Annotated in this window: 15 protein-coding genes; 8 read left to right on the top strand and 7 right to left on the bottom strand. The window is 60.4% G+C overall.

The annotated features are described in order from the left end of the window. Positions 1-32 precede the first annotated feature (32 nt). The 5 genes from AOT96_RS00435 to AOT96_RS00415 are packed head-to-tail and all read left to right on the top strand — an operon-like array spanning position 33 to position 7,963. Positions 33-2,156: a hypothetical protein gene (locus tag AOT96_RS00435; protein WP_231917371.1), complete on the top strand. Its 2,124-nt coding sequence runs from the start codon at positions 33-35 to the stop codon at positions 2,154-2,156. Beyond that, positions 2,149-3,666 carry an ATP-binding protein gene (locus tag AOT96_RS00430; protein WP_058037191.1) on the top strand — a complete coding sequence of 506 codons (1,518 nt, stop codon included), beginning with the start codon at positions 2,149-2,151 and terminating at the stop codon, positions 3,664-3,666. Before AOT96_RS00435 ends, AOT96_RS00430 begins: the two co-directional genes overlap by 8 nt. Continuing rightward, positions 3,663-6,587 (top strand): Z1 domain-containing protein, encoded by a 2,925-nt coding sequence (locus AOT96_RS00425; RefSeq protein ID WP_065351171.1) that lies wholly within the window; start codon positions 3,663-3,665, stop codon positions 6,585-6,587. The genes AOT96_RS00430 and AOT96_RS00425 overlap by 4 nt, the downstream gene beginning before the upstream one ends. Positions 6,588-6,620: 33 nt before the next feature. Next, a complete protein-coding gene (locus AOT96_RS00420) occupies positions 6,621-7,475 on the top strand; it encodes a ParA family protein (RefSeq protein ID WP_058037193.1) in 855 nt (284 codons plus the stop codon). Beyond that, positions 7,472-7,963 carry a hypothetical protein gene (locus tag AOT96_RS00415; RefSeq protein ID WP_058037194.1) on the top strand — a complete coding sequence of 164 codons (492 nt, stop codon included), beginning with the start codon at positions 7,472-7,474 and terminating at the stop codon, positions 7,961-7,963. Before AOT96_RS00420 ends, AOT96_RS00415 begins: the two co-directional genes overlap by 4 nt. A 68-nt stretch (positions 7,964-8,031) precedes the next feature. Here the strand turns inward: AOT96_RS00415 and brxL are convergent, their stop codons facing one another. From brxL to AOT96_RS00380, 7 genes are all read right to left on the bottom strand, one after another. Further along, positions 8,032-10,089 (bottom strand): protease Lon-related BREX system protein BrxL, encoded by a 2,058-nt coding sequence (brxL, locus tag AOT96_RS00410; RefSeq protein ID WP_065351170.1) that lies wholly within the window; start codon positions 10,087-10,089, stop codon positions 8,032-8,034. After that, the gene (gene pglZ, locus AOT96_RS00405) at positions 10,086-12,425 is read right to left on the bottom strand and encodes a BREX-1 system phosphatase PglZ type B (protein WP_065351169.1); all 2,340 of its coding nucleotides are present in this window, start codon (positions 12,423-12,425) and stop codon (positions 10,086-10,088) included. Before pglZ ends, brxL begins: the two co-directional genes overlap by 4 nt. Continuing rightward, entirely contained in the window at positions 12,422-15,628 is a 3,207-nt protein-coding gene (locus AOT96_RS00400) for a hypothetical protein (RefSeq protein WP_065351168.1), read from the bottom strand. Before AOT96_RS00400 ends, pglZ begins: the two co-directional genes overlap by 4 nt. Continuing rightward, a complete protein-coding gene (gene brxC / locus AOT96_RS00395; RefSeq protein WP_065351167.1) occupies positions 15,628-19,077 on the bottom strand; it encodes a BREX system P-loop protein BrxC in 3,450 nt (1,149 codons plus the stop codon). Before brxC ends, AOT96_RS00400 begins: the two co-directional genes overlap by 1 nt. Beyond that, positions 19,074-19,541 (bottom strand): BREX protein BrxB domain-containing protein, encoded by a 468-nt coding sequence (locus AOT96_RS00390; RefSeq protein WP_197523624.1) that lies wholly within the window; start codon positions 19,539-19,541, stop codon positions 19,074-19,076. Before AOT96_RS00390 ends, brxC begins: the two co-directional genes overlap by 4 nt. Before the next feature lie 89 nt (positions 19,542-19,630). Then, positions 19,631-20,386, bottom strand: a complete 756-nt coding sequence (locus AOT96_RS00385; RefSeq protein ID WP_065351165.1) for a hypothetical protein — start codon at positions 20,384-20,386, stop codon at positions 19,631-19,633. A 354-nt stretch (positions 20,387-20,740) separates the two neighbouring features. Continuing rightward, on the bottom strand, positions 20,741-21,355 hold the full coding sequence (locus AOT96_RS00380; protein WP_065351164.1) for a T3SS (YopN, CesT) and YbjN peptide-binding chaperone 1: 615 nt from the start codon (positions 21,353-21,355) through the stop codon (positions 20,741-20,743). A gap of 339 nt (positions 21,356-21,694) precedes the next feature. Here AOT96_RS00380 and AOT96_RS00375 point away from each other — a divergent pair, with 339 nt between their 5' ends. The 3 genes from AOT96_RS00375 (at position 21,695) to AOT96_RS35985 (ending at position 25,193) form a co-directional block, all read left to right on the top strand. After that, positions 21,695-22,993 (top strand): plasmid pRiA4b ORF-3 family protein, encoded by a 1,299-nt coding sequence (locus AOT96_RS00375; RefSeq protein ID WP_335739937.1) that lies wholly within the window; start codon positions 21,695-21,697, stop codon positions 22,991-22,993. Between the two features lie 388 nt (positions 22,994-23,381). Then, positions 23,382-25,034 carry a sodium:solute symporter family protein gene (locus tag AOT96_RS00370; RefSeq protein WP_176741959.1) on the top strand — a complete coding sequence of 551 codons (1,653 nt, stop codon included), beginning with the start codon at positions 23,382-23,384 and terminating at the stop codon, positions 25,032-25,034. Between the two features lie 27 nt (positions 25,035-25,061). After that, complete coding sequence (locus tag AOT96_RS35985; RefSeq protein WP_003941363.1) at positions 25,062-25,193, top strand: putative transporter small subunit; 132 nt, start codon at positions 25,062-25,064, stop codon at positions 25,191-25,193.

Raw genomic sequence — 25,193 nt, 5'->3', positions numbered from 1 at the left:
CGTGGTCGGTTTTGACCGCAATGAAGGTATCCGTGAGTGGGAGTAGTGCGTTGACGTTGGGTGTGAACTCGCTTCCCGCGAACGAGCTGAGTCAGACGCTGTGGGTCGATCTGTTTCCTTGGCTGGACGACTACGTATCCGATCGCGCTGCGCTGCTCGAGCCGCTGGCACCGTCGCCTGATTGGTGGTTCAGCGAAGCGCCGTCGTTCACTGTTCTCGAGGTCGATCTCGAGAAGGTTCTCTCCGAGCTGGCGTCGCTCTACATCGCTCACCACGCGGCAGCGGTATTACGAGAGAGCTTTCCGCTCCTCAGCGAAAACCTTCCGCTGGAGGTGTTGAGTCTCGATACTCGCGCGGTGACGGCACTGTCTCGGCTCACCACCGACAAAGCAATCGGCGGACTGCTGATGCACACGACCGCCGAGATCTTCGGCGTGCGCGGAACTAGCGAACAGACGGTGCACGACATAGTGCTCAACCTGTTGGTCTGTGCGGTCATGACGACTCCGCTCGCCCGCGTCGAGACCGCTGAGGAAGCAGTCGCCCCACCCGCGATCACGGCGCTGCTCGACGATCTCGCTCAGCTCGCAATGTGGCGACGGGTCCGAGGCCAGGACAGCAGACCACTTGTCACCGTCGAGATCGACGACGAATCTCCAGCCTCGATTCAGGAAGTTGCTGCCCGGATTTCGGCTCTGACGCCGAACGACCTGCCCGACGCCGACCGTACCGACGCGATTGACGAAATCGACAATCTCTTCTCCCAGTTGGACGAGAGGGAGTCGTTGGTCTTGCGTGAGCGGATCGTGGCGCGAGTGCCGCAGCGTAGGGGAGCGATCGGAGCCAAGCTCGGAGTGGGCTCGGGGCGAGTCGGGCAGATCGAGGCCGACGTGAAAGCCAAACTCAACGCGGCGTGCGGATTCGGGACAGCCGTGGGGAACCTGCTTGCCAGCCTGCGCGTCGAGATTCAGCCGGTAGCTTCGCTCGATCGCCTCCTCGACGTGCATCCGAGCATCGCGGCGGAGGTGCCTGGTTACGGAGTTCCGCTGTGGTTGGTTCTGGACCGTCTCGACGACTACTTCGAGGTGACTGACGGTTGGGCAGCCGCTCCGGGCGTCGCGGCGGCCAAGAAACGCACTCAGACCTTGCTGGAAGACTTTGAGTCCCCCAACGGTGTAGTTGCACTCGACGACGTCGCCGAAGTTGTGTCGATGTCGCGCGGCGAACTGGAGAAGTGGCTTGCGTGGTGCGGGGTCGTCGTAGTGGCGGATTCTGCGCTGACGCGTGCGCGTCGGATCTCCGATCTGGCAGTCGGCGCGCTCGAAGCCGTCGGATCGCCGAAGTCCGTCGTCGAGCTAGTGGAGTTGCTGAAGTCCGATCGCAGTGACCGGTCGATCGAGCGCGCGCTCGAGGCCGACGATCGCGTGGCGCTCGACGGCGCAGTCTGGCGGCTGCACGCCTGGGGAAGCGCGGATTCCGTTGGGGAGGAATCGGTTTCTTCGGGAGAGGCTGAAGAAGCCAGTGAGTTCAACATTGGTGGTGACGGGATAGTCCGGCGCAAGCGGACACGCAACACTGCGAAGACGCCAGAGTTGACTCGCCGCCTGTACCGGTCAGGTAGTACGTGGCGGTATCGACTGACCGTGACCTCTGATCATCTGCGGGGCTCCGGGTTTGCTGTACCCGCCGGTGTCGCGGTCGCTGCCGGCTGTGCGCGCGGCGCGAACATCGAGTTGGAGAGTCACCTCGGCGTTCAAGCAGTTCGATGGACCGGAGCGCAGCCGACGTTCGGCACTATCCGCCGATTCCTGCGTGAACTCTCCGCGGTGGAGGGCGAAGACGTGTTGCTCGAGCTGTGGCAAGACGGAACCTTCCGCGTGGTCCGACCGGCGATCGTTCACTCTGACATCGACCCACTACGTCAGGCACTCGCAGAGGTTGGCAATCGCGAGCCATTGCGAACTGCCGAGAGACATGTGGTGCGGATTCTCGCCGAAGCCGTGTGTCTGGACGGCGAAGACCGTCCACGAAAGATACTGCGCGCGTACGAAGATCGTGGTGAAGACGTGGTTCTGGACTTCCTGGAGGCGGCATGGAGGCGCGGCGAAGCATCCGAAATCGACGAGGTAGAGGGTAAGGATGCATCCCATGACTGACGTCGCGGACACCCGCATAGTGGGCACCAAGATCCTTGCTGCGGACGAGTCCCTCGCCGGCGCCATCGGCTTGCACCACACCATCGCGACAGCGCTCGCCGATCTGATCGACAACAGCCTCGACGCCGAGGCCTCCCACGTGCTGATCAGGTTCGTTCAGGACGGCACACGGATCGTGTCGATGATGGTGATCGACAACGGCTCCGGCATGGACAGTGGCACCATTGATTCCGCGATGACCTACGGCCGCCGACGCGACTATGCCGCCGGGGACCTGGGTCATTTCGGTGTAGGGATGAAGGCGGCGTCGTTGAGTCAGGCTCGGTTGCTCCGAGTGTGGTCTCGAAAGTCCGGGCACCCGACGCAGGGCCGCGAGATCGACTCGGCCTCAGTGCAGGGGCGTCAGTCAGTTTCGGTGATCGAGGACCGGCAAGCCGAAGAATTCTTCGACGCAGTCACGCCCCGCTTTCCCTTCGACACCGGAACTGTTGTCGAATGGCGCGGCATCACAACATTTCTCATGTCCGCGCACGCGGACGAGCAGACCAGCTGGCTCGAACAGACCATCAACGACGTGCGCAGTCACCTCGGCGTCGTATTTCACCGTCTCATCGAATCCGGCCGGATCGCTCTGACTGTGGATGTCTTCGACGTCGAAGCGGGACGCGCCGGCGCGCTGCGCACAGTCAGTGCCATCGACCCGTTCCGGTATCCGCGCACCGGCGACCCCAACTACCCTCGGACACTTACCGTGTCGATCGCCGGTGCCACAGTAACCGCCGAAGCTCACCTGTGGCCCGCCCGGAGCAATGCACCGGAATTTCGCATCCACGGCGCTCCTGGTCGTGACCAGCAGGGGCTCTACTTCTATCGGCACGATCGACTCCTGCAGATCGGCGGCTGGAACGCGATAGTGCGGGGCCGACCGGACTACGGATTGGCACGAATTGGTGTCGACCTGAACGAATCTCTGCTGCAGCACATCACCATCAATCCCGAGAAATCGGGGGTGACGCTCGACGCCACTGCGTCGGCTGCCGTCGACGGGGCCGTCTTCACCGACGGCGACGGTGGATTCCGCTCGTATCTAACCGACGCCGAGCGCGTGGTGCGCGCGGCTCGTAGTTCTGCACCTCGGCCGATCAGCGTCATCGAACCGGCATCCGGCTTTCCGGAAGACGTGCTCGATTCCTTCAGCGATGCCTTCGAATTCAGCGTTGGCGATGATCCGGTCGCCGTGAGTTGGCGAGCCTTGGCGCGCGATCAGTTCTTCGAAGTCGACCTCAAAACTCGAACTCTGTGGATCAATGCGCGTTTTCGGCGTGATCTGCTCGGACGTCGCAGTCTCGACCCGGCTGATGCTCCGGTGCTCAAGACTCTTGTCTTCCTGCTGGTGAGTGAGATGTTCGAAGGAACCAGAATCGGCGCTCGTCAGAGGGAAAAGATGCAGGCGTGGCAGGAAGTGTTGATTTCCGCAGTGGTAGCGCACCGGGAGCAGGTAGTGCAGTGAGTGATGAAGTATTCCGTGCGGTTGCACGTGAACTCGGTGACGGGTTTCCGCCCGAGAACGTGCTGTACCCGGTCAACGCGCGCCTGCGAGCGAGCTATCCGGACGGCCTGACCATCGCGGACATCATCGATGTGTTCCTCGACGACAGTGCGGTCGGTGTACGAACGGCGCTCACCTCGCGTCTGCGGCAGTGGGATGCGGAAAGTGTTGAGACATGGGTAGGTTCGACTACCCCGCAGAGCCCGGAACGGCGAGCTCGGATCTACGACCTGTTGGGACTGCCGGTAGACGCGCACGCCGAGATGGATGCGCGCTTTCCTCGCGAAGGTGGGCCCGTTGTCATTGCTGCTCAGCAGCCGTGGGACCCCTGGTACACCTCCGAGCGCCGGCGCGAGCACGACTTCTATTGGCGCGCTTACAAGCGAGTTTTAGCCGACAAGAACTGGGACGAAGCGACAATCGGAAAGCTGGACATCGCAACGACCGAGGTTGTGCATCGACTCGCCGACCCAACCAGGCCGGAGCCGTATCAGTCCAAAGGTTTGGTGGTCGGCTACGTCCAGAGCGGGAAGACGGCGAATTTCAGTGGCGTGGTGGCCAAGGCGATCGACGCTGGATACCGCTTGGTCATCGTTCTGACCGGCACGATCGAGATTCTCCGGAGCCAGACTCAGCGACGCCTCGACATGGAATTGGTCGGTCGTCAAAACATCAGTGCCGGCGTGGACGACGACTACGCCAACGACGAGGACTGGCGGCACGGGAACTTTCTCGAACACGAAATCGATCCGAACAAGACGAATGAAATCCCGGCTATCCGTCGGCTCACCACCTCGACCTTTGACTACAAGAGTCTGCTCGCGGGCTTGAGCGCACTGCACTTCGAAACCGTGGATCACTCTCTTCCACTCAATGATCCGAAGAATCTGTACCCGAGCAATATTCGTATCGCGGTCGTGAAGAAGAACGTCTCCAGCCTCAAGAAGCTGGTGGCCGATGTGAAGAAAGTCCCGACCGAGCTCGATCAGATCCCTGCCCTGATCATCGACGACGAAGCCGATCAGGCATCGGTGAACACGATCGATCCGAAGAAGATGAAAACCGAGCAGATCGAGCGGACGGCGATCAACGGTCAGATTGCTGAGATCCTCGGTCTACTCGAGCGTGCCCAGTACATCGGTTACACCGCAACACCTTTTGCCAATGTGTTTGTCGATCCGGAAGACAGCGTCAACGTCTTTCCTTCGGACTTCATCGTCAGTCTCGAGCGGCCCGGCCCGTACATGGGTGGTGCGGACTTCCACGATCTCGACGATCTCGAGGACGACGACAAGACTCCGGCTAATTCGAACCAGAAAGCGTACGTACGGGATCTCCGGGCCGAGTGCGACGAGGATCGTTCTGCCGAACAATTGCGAGCTCTCGACTCGTTTGTCCTGACCGGGGCGATCAAGCTTTTCCGGGAATCGAAGGGCGCCAAGCCGTATCGGCACCACACGATGTTGGTGCACGAATCGGTGAAGCAGGCCGAGCACGACGCTGTGGCCAATGATTTCAAGGCCTTGTGGAAGTCGGCCGGATACAGCCAGGCTAAGAGTCTCTCGAGGCTGGAAAAGCTCTGGGCCGGGGACTTTGCTGTGGTGAGTGCTGTGCGTGGTAGCGAGTTGGCTAATCCCAGCTCGTTCGGTGAGCTGGAGGAGTTCATCGGCGCCGCCTACGACAAGATTTCCGAGGGAACCAGCCCCGTCATCGTGGTCAACGGGGCGGCCGAGAAGGACTACAAACAGGATTCCCTCGACTTCCAGGAACGGGGAGTATGGAAGATCCTTGTCGGCGGAACAAAGCTGAGTCGCGGCTTCACAGTCGAGGGCCTGACCATCACTTATTACACGCGTCGCACGGGCCAAGCTGACACGTTGATGCAGATGGGACGCTGGTTCGGATTCCGCCCCGGGTACCGAGACTTGGTGCGCCTGTTCATCGGCCGCACGGTTGGCGGACCCGCCGGCGCGGACTACGACATGTACAAGGCGTTCGAGGCGATCGTTCGGGACGAGCAGGAGTTCCGGAACGAGCTCACCAGGTTCAGCGGCGTGAACGAGAAGGGCGAACCGTGGGTCACTCCACGCGATGTGCCGCCGATGGTGTTTCAGCAGCTGCCGTGGCTCAGGCCAACGGCTCGAAACAAGATGTTCAACGCCGATCTGGTTTATCGAGGCATGGGTGGTGAAAGTTTCAGCTTCACGATGCAGCCCCCGCGAGGCGACGGTTCGATCAACGGTCGGCACTTCGACGCGGTTGCACCATTATTGAAGTCGTTGGACGAAACAGGGTCCTTCAATTTCGTTGACAAGGATGATGTTTCGCGATCGTTCACTGCGCGATACGGCATTGTCCCTGCCCATGTGGTGTTGGAGGCCGTCGACCAGTTCGAGTGGGCGAACGGGTGGGATTTCGGTCCCCACCGCGAAGCGCTTTCGACCGCAATCGAATCCGGATTGCTCGAAGACTTCGCAGTTCTGCTGCCGTATCCAAAGACCCGGGAGCCGATCGAGATCAAGGGTTGGCACGAGAAACTTCCGATCGTCAATCGCAAGCGTCAGGAACGCGAGTACCGAACAGGTTTCACCGGTACGGCAGTTCGTGAGCGCGATGCGATCGAGCACATTGCGGGCAGCCCGAAGAAGAACGGCGGACCGCTTGCGGGTGCTCTTCATCGGAAGACTCGCGGTGCATTGATTCTGGTATTGGCGAACGATCCGGCTCCTCGTCAGTTGAAACGGGCACAGGCTGGTCCCGTGGACTCGCGCGATTTTGCGACGTTGTTCTCGTACGCGCTTCCGCACGCGGCGGAGCCGTTGGGGCGAATCGGTTTTCGGGTGAAGCAGTCAGGTACAGGGGCGATCGTCGATGCGAACTAGGTGTGTTGTGGTGGGAGACAGGAATGGGTTCTGATGGCTAAGACGATTGCGACGATCAACCTCAAGGGCGGCGTCGGTAAGACGACGATCACCGCGGGGTTGGCCGAATTCATGTCGCTCGAATTCGGTCAGCGCGTGCTGCTGATCGACCTCGATGCGCAGATCAATCTGACGACGATGATGATCAGTGAGGATCACTGGCTCGAACTCAACAAGCAAGGGCTGACCAGCGCAACCATTTTCCGTGACGCTGTCGATGGCACGTCGAACTTCGATCTCGAATCTTCGATTCAGCGCGGAGTCTCGCCGGTCAAGCGAGTGACGGGTGTGGATCTGCTTCCCTCATCTCTCGATTTGATCGAGCTGCAGGAGGAGATCAGCGCCCTTCGGGTTGCTGATCGGAACTCCACCAAGCCGGTTGAATTGTTGAGGGATGCCGTCGCCCCGGTGATGCCGTACTACGACTACGTTCTGATCGATTGCCCGCCGAATCTCGGGCCGATCACACTCAACGGATTGGCCATGGCTGACGGCTACGTGATCCCCACGATCCCGGATGTGCTCTCCACGTACGGCATTCCGCAGATCCAGACGCACATCGCGAAGTTCGGCAAAGAACTCGGCCGTGAACTCTTCGAACTCGGGTTGGTGATCACCAAGTACAAGTCCAACTCGGCGGTGCACCGCACGACTGTGCGAAATCTTCGACGCGATCCCAACGTCCCTCACGTATTGCCGGAGTATCTCGCGGAGTCGAATCAGATTGCCGCGTCGGCGGAGTTTCACCCGTACAGCACTTTGAAGGTGAAGTACGGCAATGCAGGTCAGTTCGATCAGATGCGTGCAATTACGCAGAACATTCTCACGGAAGCGCAGGCGAAGCTATGAGTGCGGGTATCGATGAGGCGCGTCGTCGCGTGCAGGTGCAGGAGACCGGTGCCGCGCTCCTGAAGTTGGGAGCGACCAACGCCTCAGCATCGGTGTTGCTGGCCAAGCTGGTTCAGGTCGTCGCGGAGGAAGCTGCCCGTACCCCGCGGTTCGCGAAGGCAATCGAAAACGCTTTTGCAGTTCCGTCCGATGGAGCAGTCGCTGTGGTAGCTGCCCCAGTGCCGGCGCCGCGCCGTCGTGCTGCGGCTCCGAGGGTGAAGCGGGAGCCCGGTGCTTTCGATCCGTTCGAGGTCTTCAAAGCCGATGGGGAAGAGGTTCTGTTGGAGCGTCTTTCGGCCCTCGATGCCGACGGGATCAAGGACATCATCGCGGAGCAGGAGATCGACACGCACAAGGAGACCGGCCGTAAACGGAAGGTCGATGTGCTGGCGGTCTGGACCGTCGAGCGGGTGAAGGCACTGACTTCGAAGGGGAGTGCCTTCCGGTAGGGAGTCCGCCCGTCTACCGCTACTTTGCACCTTCGGTGAGCCGACGTCGTGTCCGAAATGGCCTTGTGCTACTCGTCGAGCGCTTTGAGGAGTGCATCTTGGGCGTCGCTGTAGAAGAGGAACGAGACCTTCGTCGCGACCTCATCGCTGACGTCGAGCAACTGCCTGCGTGCGGACACCGGTAGTAGCAGGGTCGTGGCACCTTTCTCCATCGCGTGCTCGGCGAGAGCAGCTGCGTTGAGCACGGTCTCCACACCGCCGCCGAGCGAAAGGTTCCCAACCGCGATCAGTCCGCCGCGAACAGAGCGCTGGAGCATTGATGAAGCAAGTGCAAGAAGAATCGGTAGGCCGAGTCCGGCCCCAGTCTTTGCGGCATCAAGAGCGCGAACCTGCGCGGTCAGGTTGTGCTCCCGAGGATCACGGTCTCCCACGAGGACACGCGCTTGAGCAACAAGGTTCTGCTCAGCAACTTTGAAGCTCTCACGAAGAGGTGCTGGTGCAGCCTGGTTGAGAAGGCCCCGGGCGCCAGCGCCCGGGGTATCGGCGGCTTCGATCCTGTAGAGACCAGGACCAACTGCACCGCCGTCCTCGGCGATTGCCCACACCTGCCCCGGCGGCAAGGGGTCAAGTCCGATGGAATCGGGGCTGGCGAGCTCCGGTGTCGAGACGAACTGCTCGATGCCCTCACCAATCCGGTAGCCGAACTGTGTGTTGCGGAACTCGGCTGCGCCGATGCGACGCTGCTGCTCCTTCACTCGGCGGCGGCACTCCAGCGCGATCCGAACAGCCCACTCCAGGTCCTCGTCGGAGATCGACGCCTCAGCGTCCGGGTAGAGCAGTTTCAAGAGGCCATCGACAGTCTTGTTCACTGCGGACAGGTCACGACCGGAAAGGGCATCGGAGTAGTTGACCCGGCCCTGGATCGACGCGAGGCGTGACTGTGCTCGTAGGTAAGACCAGCACTCTGACAGGAAGTCGCTGACGAGACCAAAGTGGTGAGTGAAGTACGTAGGGTCCAGCTTGGGAACATCCCAGCCGGGCAGGTAGGCATGGATGCGGTCCATGAATGCGGTGTCGTCGCGCATCTCGGGTGGCAGCGGCGACAACAGGTGACCAATCCGCTGCTGGTGCGCGACGTCGACATCGAAGTTCCCGACGAGCACGATCGAGCCATCTGCGCGGATGGACTCACGGCCACGCGAGAACTCACCGGACTCCATGTAACCCTTCATGATGTTGACGCCGTCCTTCTGATCGAAGGAGACGCCGGAGACCTCATCGAAGCAGACGACGTCGTACTGCGCCACGAGTCCGCGCTGCCCTGTCGCGTTGTTGACGAACATGCGCGCAACGGTGGCCTTGCCGCCCGAGATCAAGTGAGCGTATGGAGAGACCTGCTGATAGAGGTGCGACTTACCGGTACCGCGCGGTCCAAGCTCGACCATGTTGAAGTTTCGTTGCACAAACGGAACCATGCGCAGCAGCAAGACGTCCTGCTCACGCACCGACAGTTGCTCAGGCTCGAAACCCACAGAACGGAGCAAAAGGTGCTTCCACTGTTCGGTGGTGAACCGGACGCGACCTTCGGCCAGTCGCTCAAGTGAGTCGCGAGTCGATAGCTGGATGGGTCGAAGGGATCCGATCGCGAAGGGCTTGCCGTTGCTCTCGTCCGCGATGACTGCGTCATAGTGAAGGTCGACTTCTGCGTAGAAGCCGCCCGTCAGCATGCGCTCGTGATCGCGCACGACAGCATCGTCGATACGAACGTCTTTGATTCCCAGGCTCGGCAACTCCGCTAGGTACACGTTCGACTTGGCGTCCAGACGCGCCTTGACGAGGTCGATGATCTTGACCGTCGTGCGTTCGCGGGCGCGGGATTTGAAGAGCTCTTCTTCGCCAGCGCGAACCGTTCGATCTGAGAGCAATCGACGGACGACTTGGAGGCCTTCCTCGATCTCCTCAGGATCGGTGGTGGCGCAGTACCTGCCGATGAGGAACTCGCCGACGTAGGTCGGCACGGGATATGCGCCCTTGAACTGCTGTGCGAGATCCTTGCGTACTACATAGCCCTCGAATGCCGACGCTGCGAGTTCGTCAATCGCATCGAGCGTGATTGTGTCGGTCATGCGGTATCCCCTACCGTCGTCTGGCGTTGCGCGATGACGATGCCGTCCGCCGAGAGGAGGACGATGTAGGCCGTTGTTCCTGCTGCGGATTCCTCTTCGTCGACGAGCACCTTGATTTCGCCGGGTTCCGACGGCGATTTCGGGCCACCGACCGTAGTCGAGGGATCGGCGGGTGCGAGACGGACTTCTGCGGTGACGTCCGCCTCGGCGGGCTCGAAGTCAATGCGACAGCGTTGGCCGGTCCAGCGGATGCCCTCGATCTGAGCGGGCCTAGAAGGGCCCGCGCTGGCAGAGATCTCTATGACAGGGATGACGCATTCCTGGGGGCTCAAGCCGCCGTGCTCGTAGATCGTTCCTGCCTCGAAGGCCGCAGCACCCGGGGCGCTGACCATCTCGACCGAGCTGTCCCACGTCCAAGGCACGATCGGGAAGTCGGGTCGCGCTGCGCCTGCCTTGAGTCGTGCAACCCGCGGCTTGCGCGCGGCGTCGCCTTCGGTTACCGCGAGAGGGAGGCTCACCTTCATCGCGGCAGACGCGGGCATGACAAAGCCGTGGTCGGTCACAACCACGACGCGCCGCCAACCAGCTGCAAGGAGTCCCTGGATGCGTTCCGCCACGAGGTCGAGCTGTTTGTCGAGCATGTCTGCAAGGTCATGGCCGTGACTATGTCCAAGCGCGTCGATCGTGTTGGTCTGCGTCCACCCGACCTTGTTGACGTCGCCAGTCTCGGTCGCCTTCCAGTCGAGGTACTGCACCCCTGCCTTTGACAAAGCCGAGCGGAAAACTTGGCCCTTCACCGAGCGACCTTCGGTATCAGCCGCGTCGAACGCCTGGCCAGCACCGAAATTGGCTGCAATGGGCGCAACAGCAGGCTGCCCGGTCGGTGTAACCGTGGGGAACGCCGCGAGCCGCGGCGAGACTGAAACCTCGAACGATGTCAGGCGTTTGGCAAGTCGCTGTGCGAGGTCGAAGCGCAGCGCGTCAACGAACACCACGCATGTACCGGCGGGGACGTCGAGCCCGGTCTCGCCCTGGTATCTAGCCACCGCTGCCGTCTGGAAGGTGCGCGCTGTCGCCTCGACCCACGGGTCGTAGATTCCCTTGAGCGCTCTGCACACGGCGTCGCGATCCGACGCTGTCGTCGTCGCGGCGATGGCGCGCAACGCCAGGTCATCGACCTTGTAGCCCTCGGCCGCGTACCAAACTGCCTGCGCCTTTACGTCACCGACGCGCGCAGGCGTCATCGACAACTCCGTCAACTCAGCGAGGTAGCCTGTCGCCCGGGCCAACGGCGCCTGCCCAAGCTCGCCCCAGACACTCTCTTCTCGCCGCAGATGGGCGGCAGCGAGTTCCCTGACTGCTGAGCGGATCTGGCCGAGGTCGTTCTGCCCGTCCAGGTCTGCGAGTGCTGTGCGAAGTTGATCCTCTTCCTCCTGGTTCCACGATGGCCACGAGTCGGGGTGCGGGTCGGTGCCGCCAAAGAGGTCGCCGTCCGGACGAGCCTTGTCCAGGACAGCCGGAAGTCTCGGATAACGACGCGGATTGTCGGCGAAACGAGCCCACGCGTCACGCCAGGCACCCTCACGAGCACCCAGGCGCGCAGCAGCGGTGAGCTGACCGTCCTTCGCCGGATCGAATCCGTAGGTCGAATGACATGCCTCAGCGAAGGCCGCCCAGCGAGCACCCTCAAGTGCCTGCTTCGTGCCTTCGGGGTCGTCGAGCCACTCCAGGAGGGCCCGAACGCTGTCCGTCATCACAAGCGAGTGCAGGCGCGACGCATCGAGACGTCCCATGCGGCGCAGTTCTTCGACGTCCTCTGTGAGGAGGCGGTCAAGCACATTCGTCAGCGCAGACTTGGTCTTGGTGTCGCCTGCGATGTCGAGGCCGGCGCCGTTCTTCGAGCCTAGGAATGAATGCGGCGTCCACGCGGCTTGGCCATGCGCAGAAGGCCACCAGTTCGACCGAAGTGCCACCTCGGCAAGAGGTGATACGGCGGAGTCAAGGGCAGTGACGTCGGACAATGAGCTTCGGCCGTGACCGGGAAGGTAGATCACCCACGGGCTTCGGGGGTCGCGCTCGGCCAGATGTGATGGAAGTTCAACTGAGTCGGATGCAGATAGAACGGCTCGAATCCAGATCGCGGGTCCCTGCGCCTTGGCAGAGTCGTATTCGCCGAGTACGAGGATTGGCACAGCTTCTTGCAGGAGGCCGATCACCCGCTCCCACGTGCGGTCCGGGTCGGGCCAGAAGACGGCTGCCGGCGGGGCACTGGCATCCGCGTTGTACTTCGCGGCTTCGCGCAGTGCGTGTGCGACAACAGCTCGAACGATGCTCACGGCTTCACCTCACCTTGCCGCCGTGCCTCTCGGCGCTCCTCCAAGCTCGGATGGAGATCATTCAGTCGTTCGGTGTTATCCGGGTTAGTTCCCCGGTCTTTGGCCCATTTGATCTTCGAATCGAGCTTGACCCGCAGTACCCCTGCTTTGACAAAGGGACGAATATTGAGGCGTACCCCGTCGTCAAGATCTGGGTACCAACCGATCGACTGCTCATGGAGCTTCTTCCATCGAACAAAAACGTCGTACGGCGGTGCACCGTCAAGAATCAGCTTGAGCTTCTCCTGTAGGGCCTCCGCCGCGGCAAGTCGCGCATCTGCTCCTGCACGACCGGCATTGGCCTCATGCTTCTGCCGCTCGATCCATGCGCCCAATGATGTGAAGGTCAGCTTCTCAAGTGTCTGATGATCCAACCGGTGATAGTTGACAATTACCGAGAATCCGTCTGCCTTACGGCCATCCCAGATGTGCCACAGGAACGGACGATTGCCGAATACCTTGACGTGTTGCGCGAAGAACGTGTCCCGGAGCCAGTCCTCAAGGCGTCCGTTCTTCCCGCCTGCTTCGGTGACCAGACTTCGTTCGAGTGTGCTTGACCATTGGCCCCCATAAGCCGCAGCAAGCAACTCGCGCAGCCGCGTGGCGAGGTCTGGTTCACCAGGTAGCGCCTGGAGCGAAGCGATGCCGTCATTGTCTGCGAATTCGTCGAGGTTGTCTGGTTGCTGACCAGGCCAGCGGTAACCAAGCAATCGCGCCGCAGCGACTTGAAGTGGCTCGCTCGATTCAGAAACGACGCCATCGAAGAGCCACTGCGTCGCGTCCAGAGACCTGGGGGTAGGTAGCCCGTCAGGAAACATCTGATCTGCGATAGCCGTCCAGCGTGCCACATCGAAAGGCACCTTCAGCAACGTGTTGTTCATGACTTTCACTGATCGGTCGATCGCTCGAACCGCCATCGCGAATTCGCCCGAAGTGCAAAATGCCCAGATTGCTGGAAGCAGGCTCGGATCCTTGGGAATGATTGGTGCTGCGTTCGAGTCCCAGGCATCCCCTTGGTACAGAGAGCACCACAGTGAGCCGGTGAGGCTCACCATCACACCGAGGCTTCCCCATACTTGGATATTGCGAAGGTACGCACCAGGCTCCCTGCTCAAGGCTCCACGGCCTTGTTCCCATAGCAAGATCTGCTCGCGGCCCCCGTACTCCTGATGTGCCGACACAGTGCTCTGCTGAAAGACCCAGCGATCGCCGAGGGTTGCTACCTCCCAGAATTTTCTCCCGTAGCGTCCGTAGTCGCCACTCCCTAGCCCGTAGTAGGAATTTGCGAACTTCGCCAAGGTTGCACCCACCTCGTTTCGCCCTACACCGATTCGAGAGTCTGGCCGACCCAACTGCTCTTCGGTCGAAGTCTCATGGATCGCAACCTCTAGTAGTTGAAGCTGTTGAGCTTCGAAGTCCACCGCCTTAGATGTGTCGATCATGGGGAAAGTGGCACGAGGCGATGGGCGCTCCGGATCGAGCGAAAGCAGTGCGACGCCGAAGTCAAACATGGTCGTACTGAATGCCCGCGGTCCTAGAAGAGCCACGCTGACCCATCGGTTAGAGCGCAGCAGCGTGCGCCTCAATTCGGTGTACGTCGGCGCAGTTAGGAGCTTGTCGGGGATAACTGCTGCGACTGTTCCGGATTGCCCGACAAGCCGCCGGCACCGATTGAGCATTGCTCCTGCAAGATCACCTGAGTATGTAGCGTGATGCTCCAGCACGAACTGATAAAGCTCATCACTCATCTTCTGACGCGAAAGATAGGGAACGTTAGTTGCGACAAGCGTGTAGGACCGTCCCAAGAGAACAGCCGCGTGTGCGACGTCATCCGCGGCGTTGCCAAGGACTGCTCCGCCAACATTTTCTCTGTTTAAAGCACTTCTCAGCAGCGCACGTACTTGTTCCCAGTCCGTTCCGATGCTCAGGTCTCTGCCGAACAGTACGTCATCGAAGTCGGTGGTCCGCGGCTCGATCAGCGATCCTAGAGAGTCAGCACTGCGGAAGAGTGAATGAAGTCGAACCATCACCTTCCTGAGCTCATCGTCCTCACCGGCTAATACTTCCCACTCACTACGGACGCTACGAACGGGAACGCCTGAGCAAGCGATCTGCGGCGCCGGAAGGTCCCGAAACCCGCCTTGCTTCCAAGCTTCAAGGGCAACATTGAAGGTGGCGATCTGGGTGCAGCGGGGATCTAGTTCGAGCCCGTGCAGGTTCTCTCGCAGCACAGCATCCTGTGCCTCCGCCACGGAGAGTCCCTCCTCTTCAGCCCTCATTCGCCAAAGCATCCCAAACATGGCAACAAGAAAGTGACCGGAACCACAGCACGGGTCCATGACCGCTACTTGCGCCGCGCTCTCTGGCCACTCCCCGAATCCCCCAGCGGCCGGGGTGCCATCGTCGAGACGACGCAGGTTCGTCCATGAGTCGGCAAGTGGAGAACTAGGGTGGCGCAAGGCCCACCATGCACCGAGGGAGTTCTCCAGTAGGAAGCGGACCATATAGTTCTCGGTGAACAATTGGGTTACCGGTGACAAGTCCGCGCCACCGATCTTCACGCCGGATTCGTTGACGCGCTTCTTTTCTGCGGTCTGCCAGAACTGGTAAACCCAGCCGAGCGCGTCCTCTGTGACGAAGACCTCTGCAGAAAGGCTCTGGAGGATCTTCTCCAGTTCGAGGCGGTGCTCGGTAGCGAAGCGCACCTGCACAGCTGGGTCGTCCAGGCGGAACACGCCCGGAAGGATCTCGGAGGCAAACCGCGCCGCGACTGACCAGCCATCGGGTTCGCCCAGGTCATCTGCGAGGTCTGTGCAGTCATCAAGGGTGAGGGGTGTGTCGCGGAACTCTGGGTGGCGCAGGAGACCATTTACTTCGAGGAACCGGGCGAAGAGCAGCCGGTGCCACTGCTCGTAGGCGACTTCACGCACCAGGTTGGTGAGGTCGGCCCCGCTGGGTGAGGTGTCGTCTCCGAGCTGTCTCGCCTTCTCTCTCAGAGCAAGGCGAAGGGAGTTGTCGTCATCGTTCAGATAGGAAGGACGACTTGGCTCAGCCACCGCGAGCGCACGAAGGGCATCGGCTGCGGCCTGTTCAGCTGCGGTCCGGGCTTGTTGGATGGCGCCGTCGAGGTGACGACGCTGGTCGGCGTTGAGAACAGCACTCATCAGCCCTTCACCACCACTGTCTCGTGTTCGGAGAGTGCCTGGGTCAGCTTCGCCCGAAGTTCCGCAAGATACGTCTCAACGTCATCGGCGTTGTTGAGCGTGGCTGTGAGCAGCGTGACGGTTCCTGCCTTCGGCGTAGTCAGTCGGACGGCGGCCTCCAGTGCTCTCGCGGCCCGGGCAGGTACTGCATCCAGGACCGCGCTCCACGACGAAAGAGGCTGCTGCTGGACTGCCTTCAGGACTGCCTTCGCATTGCCCAATTCAGGCTTCCCTTCCTGGGCGAGACTGTGATCGATGAGGAGCTGATGCTGCTTATCAGAGTCCAGTGCGATCCAAGCGGAGTGATTCTGCAAGCCAATTACCGCCGTTCCTCGGGCTTGCTCGACGGCCCCTGCAACCTCGCTCACCGCTTCGCGGACGGCGCTTGCGAGATCTTTCAGGATCGGACTGATCTGGTCCGTGTCTGCGAGCAGCTCGCGCGTCTGCTCAAACGCTTCCAACCGTGTTCGGATTTCGGTGGCACCATCGAGGTTCGCAGCGGCACTCGACAGCGCACAAGCCGTCGCGAGTGCTTCGAGTCTGGAAGGACGCCGTTTTTCGAGCGAGTCGAGACGATCCGCGAAGTCAATCAGCTCGTCCTTCGCTGCCAGGAGGGCATGAACACGGTCATTGCCAGACGCGCTCTCGACCTGCTTGATGCTGGCGGGAAGTGCGACGTCAGGAAGGGGCGCGGAACCGCCTATCGAACCAGCTCTTTGCGCGAGCCCACTGACTGCTTGCTCCGCTCCGGGGACCAGCGACTCGTTGTCCGCAGTAACGCCGAGCTTGTCCAGCAGGCTCCGAGCGCGGAGCTTCTCTGCAGCCTTCAAGACCGTGGACTCGCGCCTCAAATGCACGGCGCCGAGACGGGTCTGAGAGAGAATCTGGCTTGTCGAAGCGTCAGAGCCGTTGATCGTGGCTCGGACGAGTCCGTTGTCGAGCAGCACACCGATCGTTCCCATGAGGGCGTCACGCGGCCACCCGAACGGAGCAGACAGAATCTCCTTCTCCACTGCGCTCGCTGGAGTGCCAGCACCCCCGATCCGGCCAAGGATCTCCTTGATCACGGGATGTTGCTCGGGTCCAGCGTCGTACCCCACAGCCTTGAGCGCATCCGCGCCGGAGCCCTTTTTGATCCGGTCGATCACCTGGTTCCAGCGAGCGTCATCGGCCACGTCGAACTTGTAGAAGAGGCGCGTGACTGCCGACTGAGCGCCATTCTCGATGCGGTCTCGCAACGCAGTCCCTGTCGGTGAAGAACCTCCACCGAGCTGAACATCCGCCTTGGTCAAGATTTCTCGGATGTGGTCGCTGACCTGACCTTGGGCACGCGACAGTCGGGAATCCATCGCGCGCCTTGCTTGTTTGCCCTCATCGTCCTGCGGGATTCCCTGCTGATCGAGGGTTCGCTGTGCAGCCATCTGGTTGCGCAGCGCCGCGGCTAACGCTTGGGTCTGAACCCGTGGGAGGTGAACGAGCACGACGGGCGAATCAGAGCCGAGCCCCCGTGCCAGATCCTCGAATTGCTTGGCTGTCGTGCCGTCGTCCCATTCCGAGCGAAGCCACACCGGGATCCTGTCGGACACGATCGGTGGGGCACTGTCGGTGTGCAGGACGAGTTTCCGCGTAACCTTTGCCTTTCCTTGTAGGACGGAGGCCGGCAACGCCTTCTCGATTTCTCCGCGCAACCTGGTGTCGCGTTCCGTACTGATCTCGCTGTCGGTGAGCTGAGCGGAGTGCCTACGGAAGGCCTCGTCCCACGTCCGACCAGACGCTGTCTGGAGTCGGTACTCGCCGCCGTCCTGCTGGAGGATGCCCTCATCAGCCAGAGCAGCTAGAACCTCAGGAACCTTCTGGCGAAGGGCGGTGCCGTCGTTGGCTAGATCCTCGACGAGCAGGTCAACCAGATGGTCAACCGTGGCGCGGACACCAATGTCACCAGGAGGAGTGGTCGGCAGCAGACTGACCAGGTGAATCAGTCCGAGGATGCGGCCTCGTAGCGGCTCCTTCTTACCCTGCTCGTGAATCAGCCGCTGGGTCTCCTTGAGTAGCAGTCCTGCGCCATTGAGGTCCTCATGTTTCGCCAAGTACAGGTAGTCGGCACCGACGACCGTTCCGACGGGCTTTGAGGCAACCAGTCGGTTGGCATCATGCACGATGCGAAGCTGTGACCGCAGTTGTCCGGCTCGGCCCGCGTCGGCTTGGCGCAAAACACTCTCCCAGAACCGTCGGCGGCTGGGAAGCAACGGATAGTCCTCGGGCAGATCATTGTCGTCTTGAGCCGTGTGCTGAATCTTGCTTCCGACGAGCTGGCGAGAGATCTGGCCGGCGACATCCGCAAGTGCCTTCTCCAACATTGAGCGCTCGGCGGGTTCCTTGTTGAGAAGAACAAGGCGGACGACAGCATCGACGTCTTGGTTTTTCAACACGACCTTGACCGTGAAGCGGTCTTGAATTCTCTGCAACGTCGTATCGGCAGTCAGTTCCTGCTGTCCAGTGGCGACAAATAGTACGCGCCCGTCGAGATCCCGCGACACAGACTCAACGAGTTTCTGAACCTCCATCGCCCGTCCACCGTCACCATCGATGTACTGCTGAACCTCATCGAGGATGATAAGCGTGGGAGGGATCACCCCTCCACCAACGTGTTGGAGTACCTTGCGGAGGAGCGCGATTGTCTCGTCTGCAGACAAAGTCCACACGCCAGATGGGAACTGGCTGCGCAAAGCCGTCCGAACGTCGGCTCCGTTGGCAGCGAAACTGGGATCGACCGCAAGGATGGCGTCCGCAAGTCGGGTGCTGAGGTGGTACTCGCTGAGTTCCTCGATGAAATCCGCACCCTTCGCCTCGATGTGAGCGCGTACGGCGTCCAGATCGCCCTTGCTTGCCAGCCAGAGCGCGACCTGGGCTGGCCCAACGCGGGTGGGAAGACCAGCCGCACCAAGCACAATGGCAAGAAAGACCGCATTGAGTGTGTCACCGCTCCGATCGAGCCCACCAGCGGCCGACCATGGGGCGACGCCGTCTCGCTTGCCGACAGTTGAGAGTTCGACGAGCTGGTCCTTGATGCCCTGCGGCAGGTTGACCAGCCCGCGGGCAGATGCGCCGGTCGGAAGGGCGGTGTCAGCCCACAGATGCTGAAGTACCCGCACCAGGTGCGACTTGCCGCTTCCGTAGAAGCCGGACACCCAGACCGCCGGCTGAATCGTGCTGCTTCGGTGGCGGATGTAGGAGTCGAGAATGCGCTCAAGTCCGTGTTCGTACTCGCCTTCGCACACGAAGCTCGTGAGTTCGTATTCCAGAACTTTCCACTGGTTCGAGCCGTCCGGTCGGTCGACGTTCGTCACACCGTCATTCGGGATCTCGAAGTTCAGCGGACGACGGGTGAAGAGCTCGTTATTGATGGTCACGCGATGTCCTTCTGCGGGTCGATAACGCGAGAGCGATAGTTGAAGCCATCCCGAGCATCCAGTAGACGGAAAGAATGGGTTTCGGGATCATGAAGGCCTGGGAACAGGACGAGGAGCCGACCGCTCACTTCGTCGTCGATTGCTTTGATCACGCTCGATGCACGAAGGAAGGGGAAAATTGACCCGATCCCTACGAGTGCCACCACGTTGTCTGCCGGTGCGGCGGACAGTTGCTCACGGATCTTCGTCACGAGTTCTGTCTCGAACTTGTCGATGATCGAGGGAGTAAAGTCGCTGGGCTCCTCAAAAAATGCCTCCGCATACCGGTGTGAAGCGAGCCAGTGGCCGAGCTCATCGGTGATATCGATGAGTGTCCAGCCATGACCTCCTTTACCTGTTGCCAACTCCAGTTGTGGGAGGGCGGCGCGCATGGTGCGCTCCATGTCCGGCGGGTAGACGAGCATCCATACGCGTTCCCCGCCGGAGAGTCCCGAGCGCCACGGAAGGCTCAACTCCCCGACATAGGCATCTACGAGGTCCGATACGCGACTCATCAGCGGGTCCCGTCGATGATCGGGAAGCTGACATCGACCACGTTGCCTGCGACAAGGAGGTCGATGAGTCCCTGAGTATGGGCAGTGCGTAGAGCGTCGACGGCGGCTCCGCCCGGAAGGTCCAGCAGGGCTGCCCAGGGAGTGTCCAGAACACCGACGCCTCGGTTGCCCGCCAAGTGCCCGAGGTAGGCAGCGTAGGCGACAGCGACTGGGAACGATTCGACGGTCTGGCGGACCTTCTTTGTTCGTCCGGCGAGATGACCTGTCTGGGTCCAACAAGCGCCCGTGTTCCGCCCCGTCTTGCCGAGGGTTGACTCGGAGAGGTGCGCGCCGTAGACGGCAGTCACGGCTTTCGTGAGGTCGTTGGAGGTGACGATCGCCCCCGGTGGCGCATGCTGGACCGCTGGGAACGAGGCGCGGAGGATGCCGTCCCTCGTGAAGGCCAAGATGCCGGCCATGAGGGTTTGCGCTGCGGCATCAACGTCCCAGAGTTGTCGCAGCGCGGCGAATTCCCGCCGCGAGGGGTCAAGGAAATAGAGTTCACGCAGGTGGCGAAACGAGCGTTGGCGGCCCGCCTGTGTCGGTCGGCCGAGCGCGTTGTCGTCGACGACTGCCTCGCGGTATCGCTCCCTGGGTGCGTCTGCAGGCACTGCTCGAAGCAACTCGATGAGGTGTGCGATGGCGATCGTGTGGCTCGCTGTAGTGCGCAGCGACCCCAGGGCAAAGTTTCCCTCGGGTGCATTCGAAACGGTCATCAAACGGCCAACTCCCACATGTTATCGAACATCCCAGTATGTCCGGAACTCAGCGGAAGGCTGAGCGCTGTGCCAACGGTAGTACAAGGTCTTGTGCCCCAGTGGCCGAAGGTCGTCGCAGTCGCAGGTCCTGGCGATTTGCCCAGCCGATTTTGATTCGAGAGTTAACCTGACCAACTGACCATCCGTTGTGCCCGCGGTTTTGTCACCGGTGTCCTACGGATAATGTGAGGGGGATCACCGCCCGCGGGGATCCCTGTGGAGATTGATTCCGTTCCACAGCTGTCTGATCCCTGATGCGGCAACAAAATGAGCAAATAGCGTTTGGTGCTCAGCTGATCCCGATGTTCAAACTCAGCGCGTTGACGCGACAGAATGTGCCGGGACTGTTGCGATGCCGAGGTTGCCGTCGACGGCGTCTGCTTCATCGCCGCACGCGCAGTCACAGTCTCCGCCGCAACCGCCGGGATTGCAGTCTCCGGCGTAGCTGTCGTCATCGGCGTCGCAGTCGAGGTCTCCGCCGAAGGATTCAGCAAAATCGTCGTCGAGTTCGTGAGTGAAGTCGTGAACCTCGTCGATCAGGTTCAGCAGATGTTGTGGAGCGAAGGGGTCCGCGTCGAGCATCGTGGAGACCAGCAGGTGGTCACCGCTGAAGGCGAAACGGAGGCGCGGCCATTCCTGCGCGAGTTCGATGAGTCGAGTCGCAGCGTGCGAGGGATTGCCGAGGCCGGTAAGGACCGAGGACCAGACGTTGATCTGGGGTCCGTCGTCGGCGACGGTCACGTAGACGACAAATCCGTGAACCGGTACGACGATGTCGCCGTCGTCATCGGTGGCAGGCTCACTGCCCAGCAGTTCGGCGAGGGTCTGGACGCACAGGTGAACCAACTCGTCGCGCTCGTCCGTCACCAAGGCAATTGCGCCGTTGATGTGGAGGGGCTGGTCGGCGGTCGTGTCTTGGTCGCTCATGGATCCTCATGTTCTGTGCCAGTCCGAGCAGGCGCTGGGCACTGTTTTCGTGCGGTAGCTGTCAGGTCTACGGTAATCGGCGCACACTATTGTCCGCGCAGTGGATGATCAAAGATGCCTGGGTAGGTCCGTGTTGATCTGGACTTGACAGCCGACCAGCGACGAGATGCGAGCCCCGACAAATCGGGCAACCTTGTGGCAGTGAGTATCTCAGCTGTCGGTAGGTAGATCTAGCCTCCATACATGACGGGTCAGCGAGTTCGGCGAGCTTCACATCTGCGTTTGGTACCTGCATATCAAGCGACGCAAAGCCAGATGAAGGTCCTTACGCCGAGGCAGATGCGGAATCAGCGTCGACGGCCGGAGGTGGCGAACTTTGTCATGCGGATCGAACTCGATTGCATCACGCCGCCTATTTGGAGACGGTTTTCGGTTCCGTCGAATATCGAACTGGACCAGCTTCATTCGATTGTGCAGGCGGTGATGGGATGGGGAGATCAACACGCTCATCAGTGGGTGAGTGTCCATCATTCAACGGACAATGGCCCAGATCGGTATATCGCGCCAGAGGTGATCGAGCGCGACGGATACCAGGAAGACGAGTTTGGTGAGGACGAAGTCCGGATCGACGAGGCAGTTACCGCGGTAGGGGAGTACGTCCGTTATGAGTACAACGCCCGCGTAAGGTGGAGCCACACGTTGGTTCTCGAGCAGATTGTCGAAGACCAGTCGATTTCTGAGCCATCCTGTCTTGACGGCGCGAGAGCGTGCCCGCCGGAGGATTCTGGCGGTCCGATCGGGTATCGCGAGTTCCTGAACGGGCAGGCGAGTAACGGACTGTTCGATCCCGAACGTTTTGTTCCCGCAGAGTCCGATGCAGCAGTCACCATTGCAGTGGCACTGCATAAGTCACCACCTGTGGGAAGCTCGTTGTTCGAGAAGTTCTTGCGCCGCCTGTCGGTTCATTCCGCACCGAAACTGTTTGCCGCAGTTGCCAAATCGGAGCTTCGTGGCGGATACGACAACTACTTCGAGGTGATGCGTGAAGGAGCAACCCGTCAACTGCTATGGCTGCTGAACTCCGCGCGAGGTGGTGGGATTGTTTTGACGGCGTTCGGGTCACTGCCTCCCGACCTTGTTGCGTCTGCCCGAGACGAACTCGATTGGGACAGTGAGTGGATCGGTGTCACGGCAGGGAGCGGCTCGCAATTAGCAGTACTCGTTGAAGTCGCAAAGACACTGAGATTTGTCCGGAAACTCCGAGGCACATTGCTTCTGACTCGTCTCGGCGCGTCAGTGCTTGCATATGAAGGCGAGCTGTGGCGTCACATCGTGACGGCCATGCCGTTGGGAAAGGGTGAGTTGGCGCAGGAAGCCGGCCGAATTCTGTTCCTTACGTTGGCTGCCGGCTTGTCGGAGTCCGAACGTAGTGAAGTCATGATCGAAGGCCTCACGGCATTGGGTTGGTCGACAACAGACGGAACACGACTCGGAGATGACGATTGGACGTGGATGGTGCGAGACACTCTCGTGTACCTGCGAATGATCGGGGCGATTGTCTCCAATCCGCTGGACGAGCATGTTTCCGCCGATCCCGAGTGGGGCCGACGGTTTGCCAGGATGGTGCTGTCGAAGTAGCTGAGCGCTCGAATCGAGCATCGATTTCAATCGATGCGGAGTTGTTATATGCGCTGGAAGCGCACGATTTTTTTGCTGCGGAATCATGAATATTTTCGGGTGGGAAAATATTGGAGTTTTTGTTCGAAATTGCCATCATGCTATGGTCGATTCTCAGTTGTTGAATTGCGTGGTCGAGCCAAAAGCTTGCGCAGAAGATTTATTTTGTGGAGGTTGGGTTTCCGAAAAGACGAAGTGCGTGTTGCTAGTCAATTGAATATGTGACCGGTGTTGGTATGGCGGTCGCTCCTAGGGCGTGCAGAAACGAAGCGCAAAGCTCCTGAACAGGGGTTTTGTGTTTCGTTCTGCCGATTATGTGCGAAGGATGTGGCATGTGACGGGGTCCGACATGGTCCAGTTCAGTACCTTGGTAATTGTTTCACTGCTTGTTGCTTTTTATGGTGGAACTTTTCTGATTTCTCTTCGTATTGGTAAGAAGCAGGAAAATGCCGACGGTTTTATGACCGCCGGAAACAAGTTAGGATTTGGTGTTTCGGCCGCGAGTATGACGGCCACCTGGATTTGGGCGTCGTCGATGTACGCATCTGCCACTTCTGGCTACACCTACGGAATCTCCGGCCCCATTCACTACGGTTTGTGGGGCGCGTTGATGATTCTCTTCATTTATCCGTTTGGCCAGCGAATTCGCAAAGTAGCGCCGAAAGCCCACACGCTGGCCGAGGTCATGTACGCGCGGCACGGACGCTCGAGTCAGCTGATGCTCGCGGGTTCCAATATCGTCGGTAGTCTCATCAGTTTGATGTCGAACTTCCTCGCTGGTGGTCTGCTGATCGCGTTGCTTTCGCCGTTCAACTTCATTCAGGGTGTGTTCATCGTCGCGTTGGGCGTTTTGCTGTACACGCTGTGGTCGGGCTTCCGCGCTTCGGTGTTGACCGACTTCGTTCAGCTGATCGGAATGCTCGGTGCGGTAGCGGTTTTGGTGCCGTTTATCTTCTTTGCGGCGGGGTTCCCGGCAGCCTTCGAATCCGGCGCAGGCAACCTCACCGCTGAGCAGGGCAACTTCTTCTCGAGCGTTGCCTTCTTCGAACAGGGGGCGCCGTACATCGCGGCAGTTCTTGCCTACGCAATCGGCAACCAGACCATTGCCCAACGTCTGTTCGCGGTCCGCGAAGACCTGATCAAGCCCACCTTCATCACCGCAACCGTGGGATACGGCGCAACGGTCATCGGCGTCGGAATGCTGGGTGTTCTCGCTCTATACCTCGGAATCGAGCCGATGGATGGTGACGTCAACAACCTGATTCCGCAGATGGCCGCGTCGTACCTGCCCGGAATTTTGCTGGCTGTCTTCTTTGTCATGATCATCGGCGCGCTGTCATCGACGGCGGACTCGGACCTTGCTGCGCTCTCGTCCATCGTGATGACCGACGTTTACGGCCAAGCCGTCGCAGGCAAGGCTAATGCGAACCCTCGACGGATGCTGCTTATCGGCCGAGTAACGATGATTGTTGCCACGGCGGCGGCTATCTCCTTGGCAAGTCTGCAATTGAGCATTCTGGATCTGTTGGTGTTCGTCGGCGCGCTGTGGGGCGCTTTGGTGTTCCCGGTTATTGCGAGCTTCTACTGGGGCAAGGTCACCAACAAAGCCTTCACTGTGTCGGTGCTGGTGGCTCTTGCTGCCTTCTTGCCCGTCCGATTCAGTTGGGTGCCGATGGATGGGATGTTCGGGATACTCTCCGACATCGTTGCCGTTGTCGGTATCGGAGTGGTGCTGGGGCTCATGACATTTGGATTCTTCGGTCTGAAGATTGCGCAGATCGTCGGTGGCCTGGCGATCGTGCTGTCCGCGCCGTTCGCGATCGGCTTCCTGCACGACTACCCAACGCTCAGCGGATCTTTGGTGGCCTATGCCGTCAGTACCGTCGTGTGCTTTGCGATGTCCGTCAATCAGCGTGAGACGTTCGATTTCGAACTCATCAAGCAGCGGACGGGAGACTTCGACGAGGAGGAGTTTCCTGCTGTCGGAGCGTCCGGAAAGTAACCGTCGAGACAAGTGGAAGGAATACGAATGAGTACAGCTCTACTGACCATTTATGTTCTGATCTGGCCGGCGTTGGTCTTGGTCGTGCTGGGAGTCATCAGCAAGGGATTCTTCAAGGATTGGGCAACTGCTCGCCGAAACGGTGAGGATCTGGTCTAA

The organism is Rhodococcus sp. 008, from assembly GCF_001682295.1.
GTDB lineage: Bacteria > Actinomycetota > Actinomycetes > Mycobacteriales > Mycobacteriaceae > Rhodococcus_F > Rhodococcus_F qingshengii.
The sequence above is the reverse complement of the archived record's forward strand: the minus strand, read 5'-3'. Positions and strand labels throughout refer to the sequence as shown.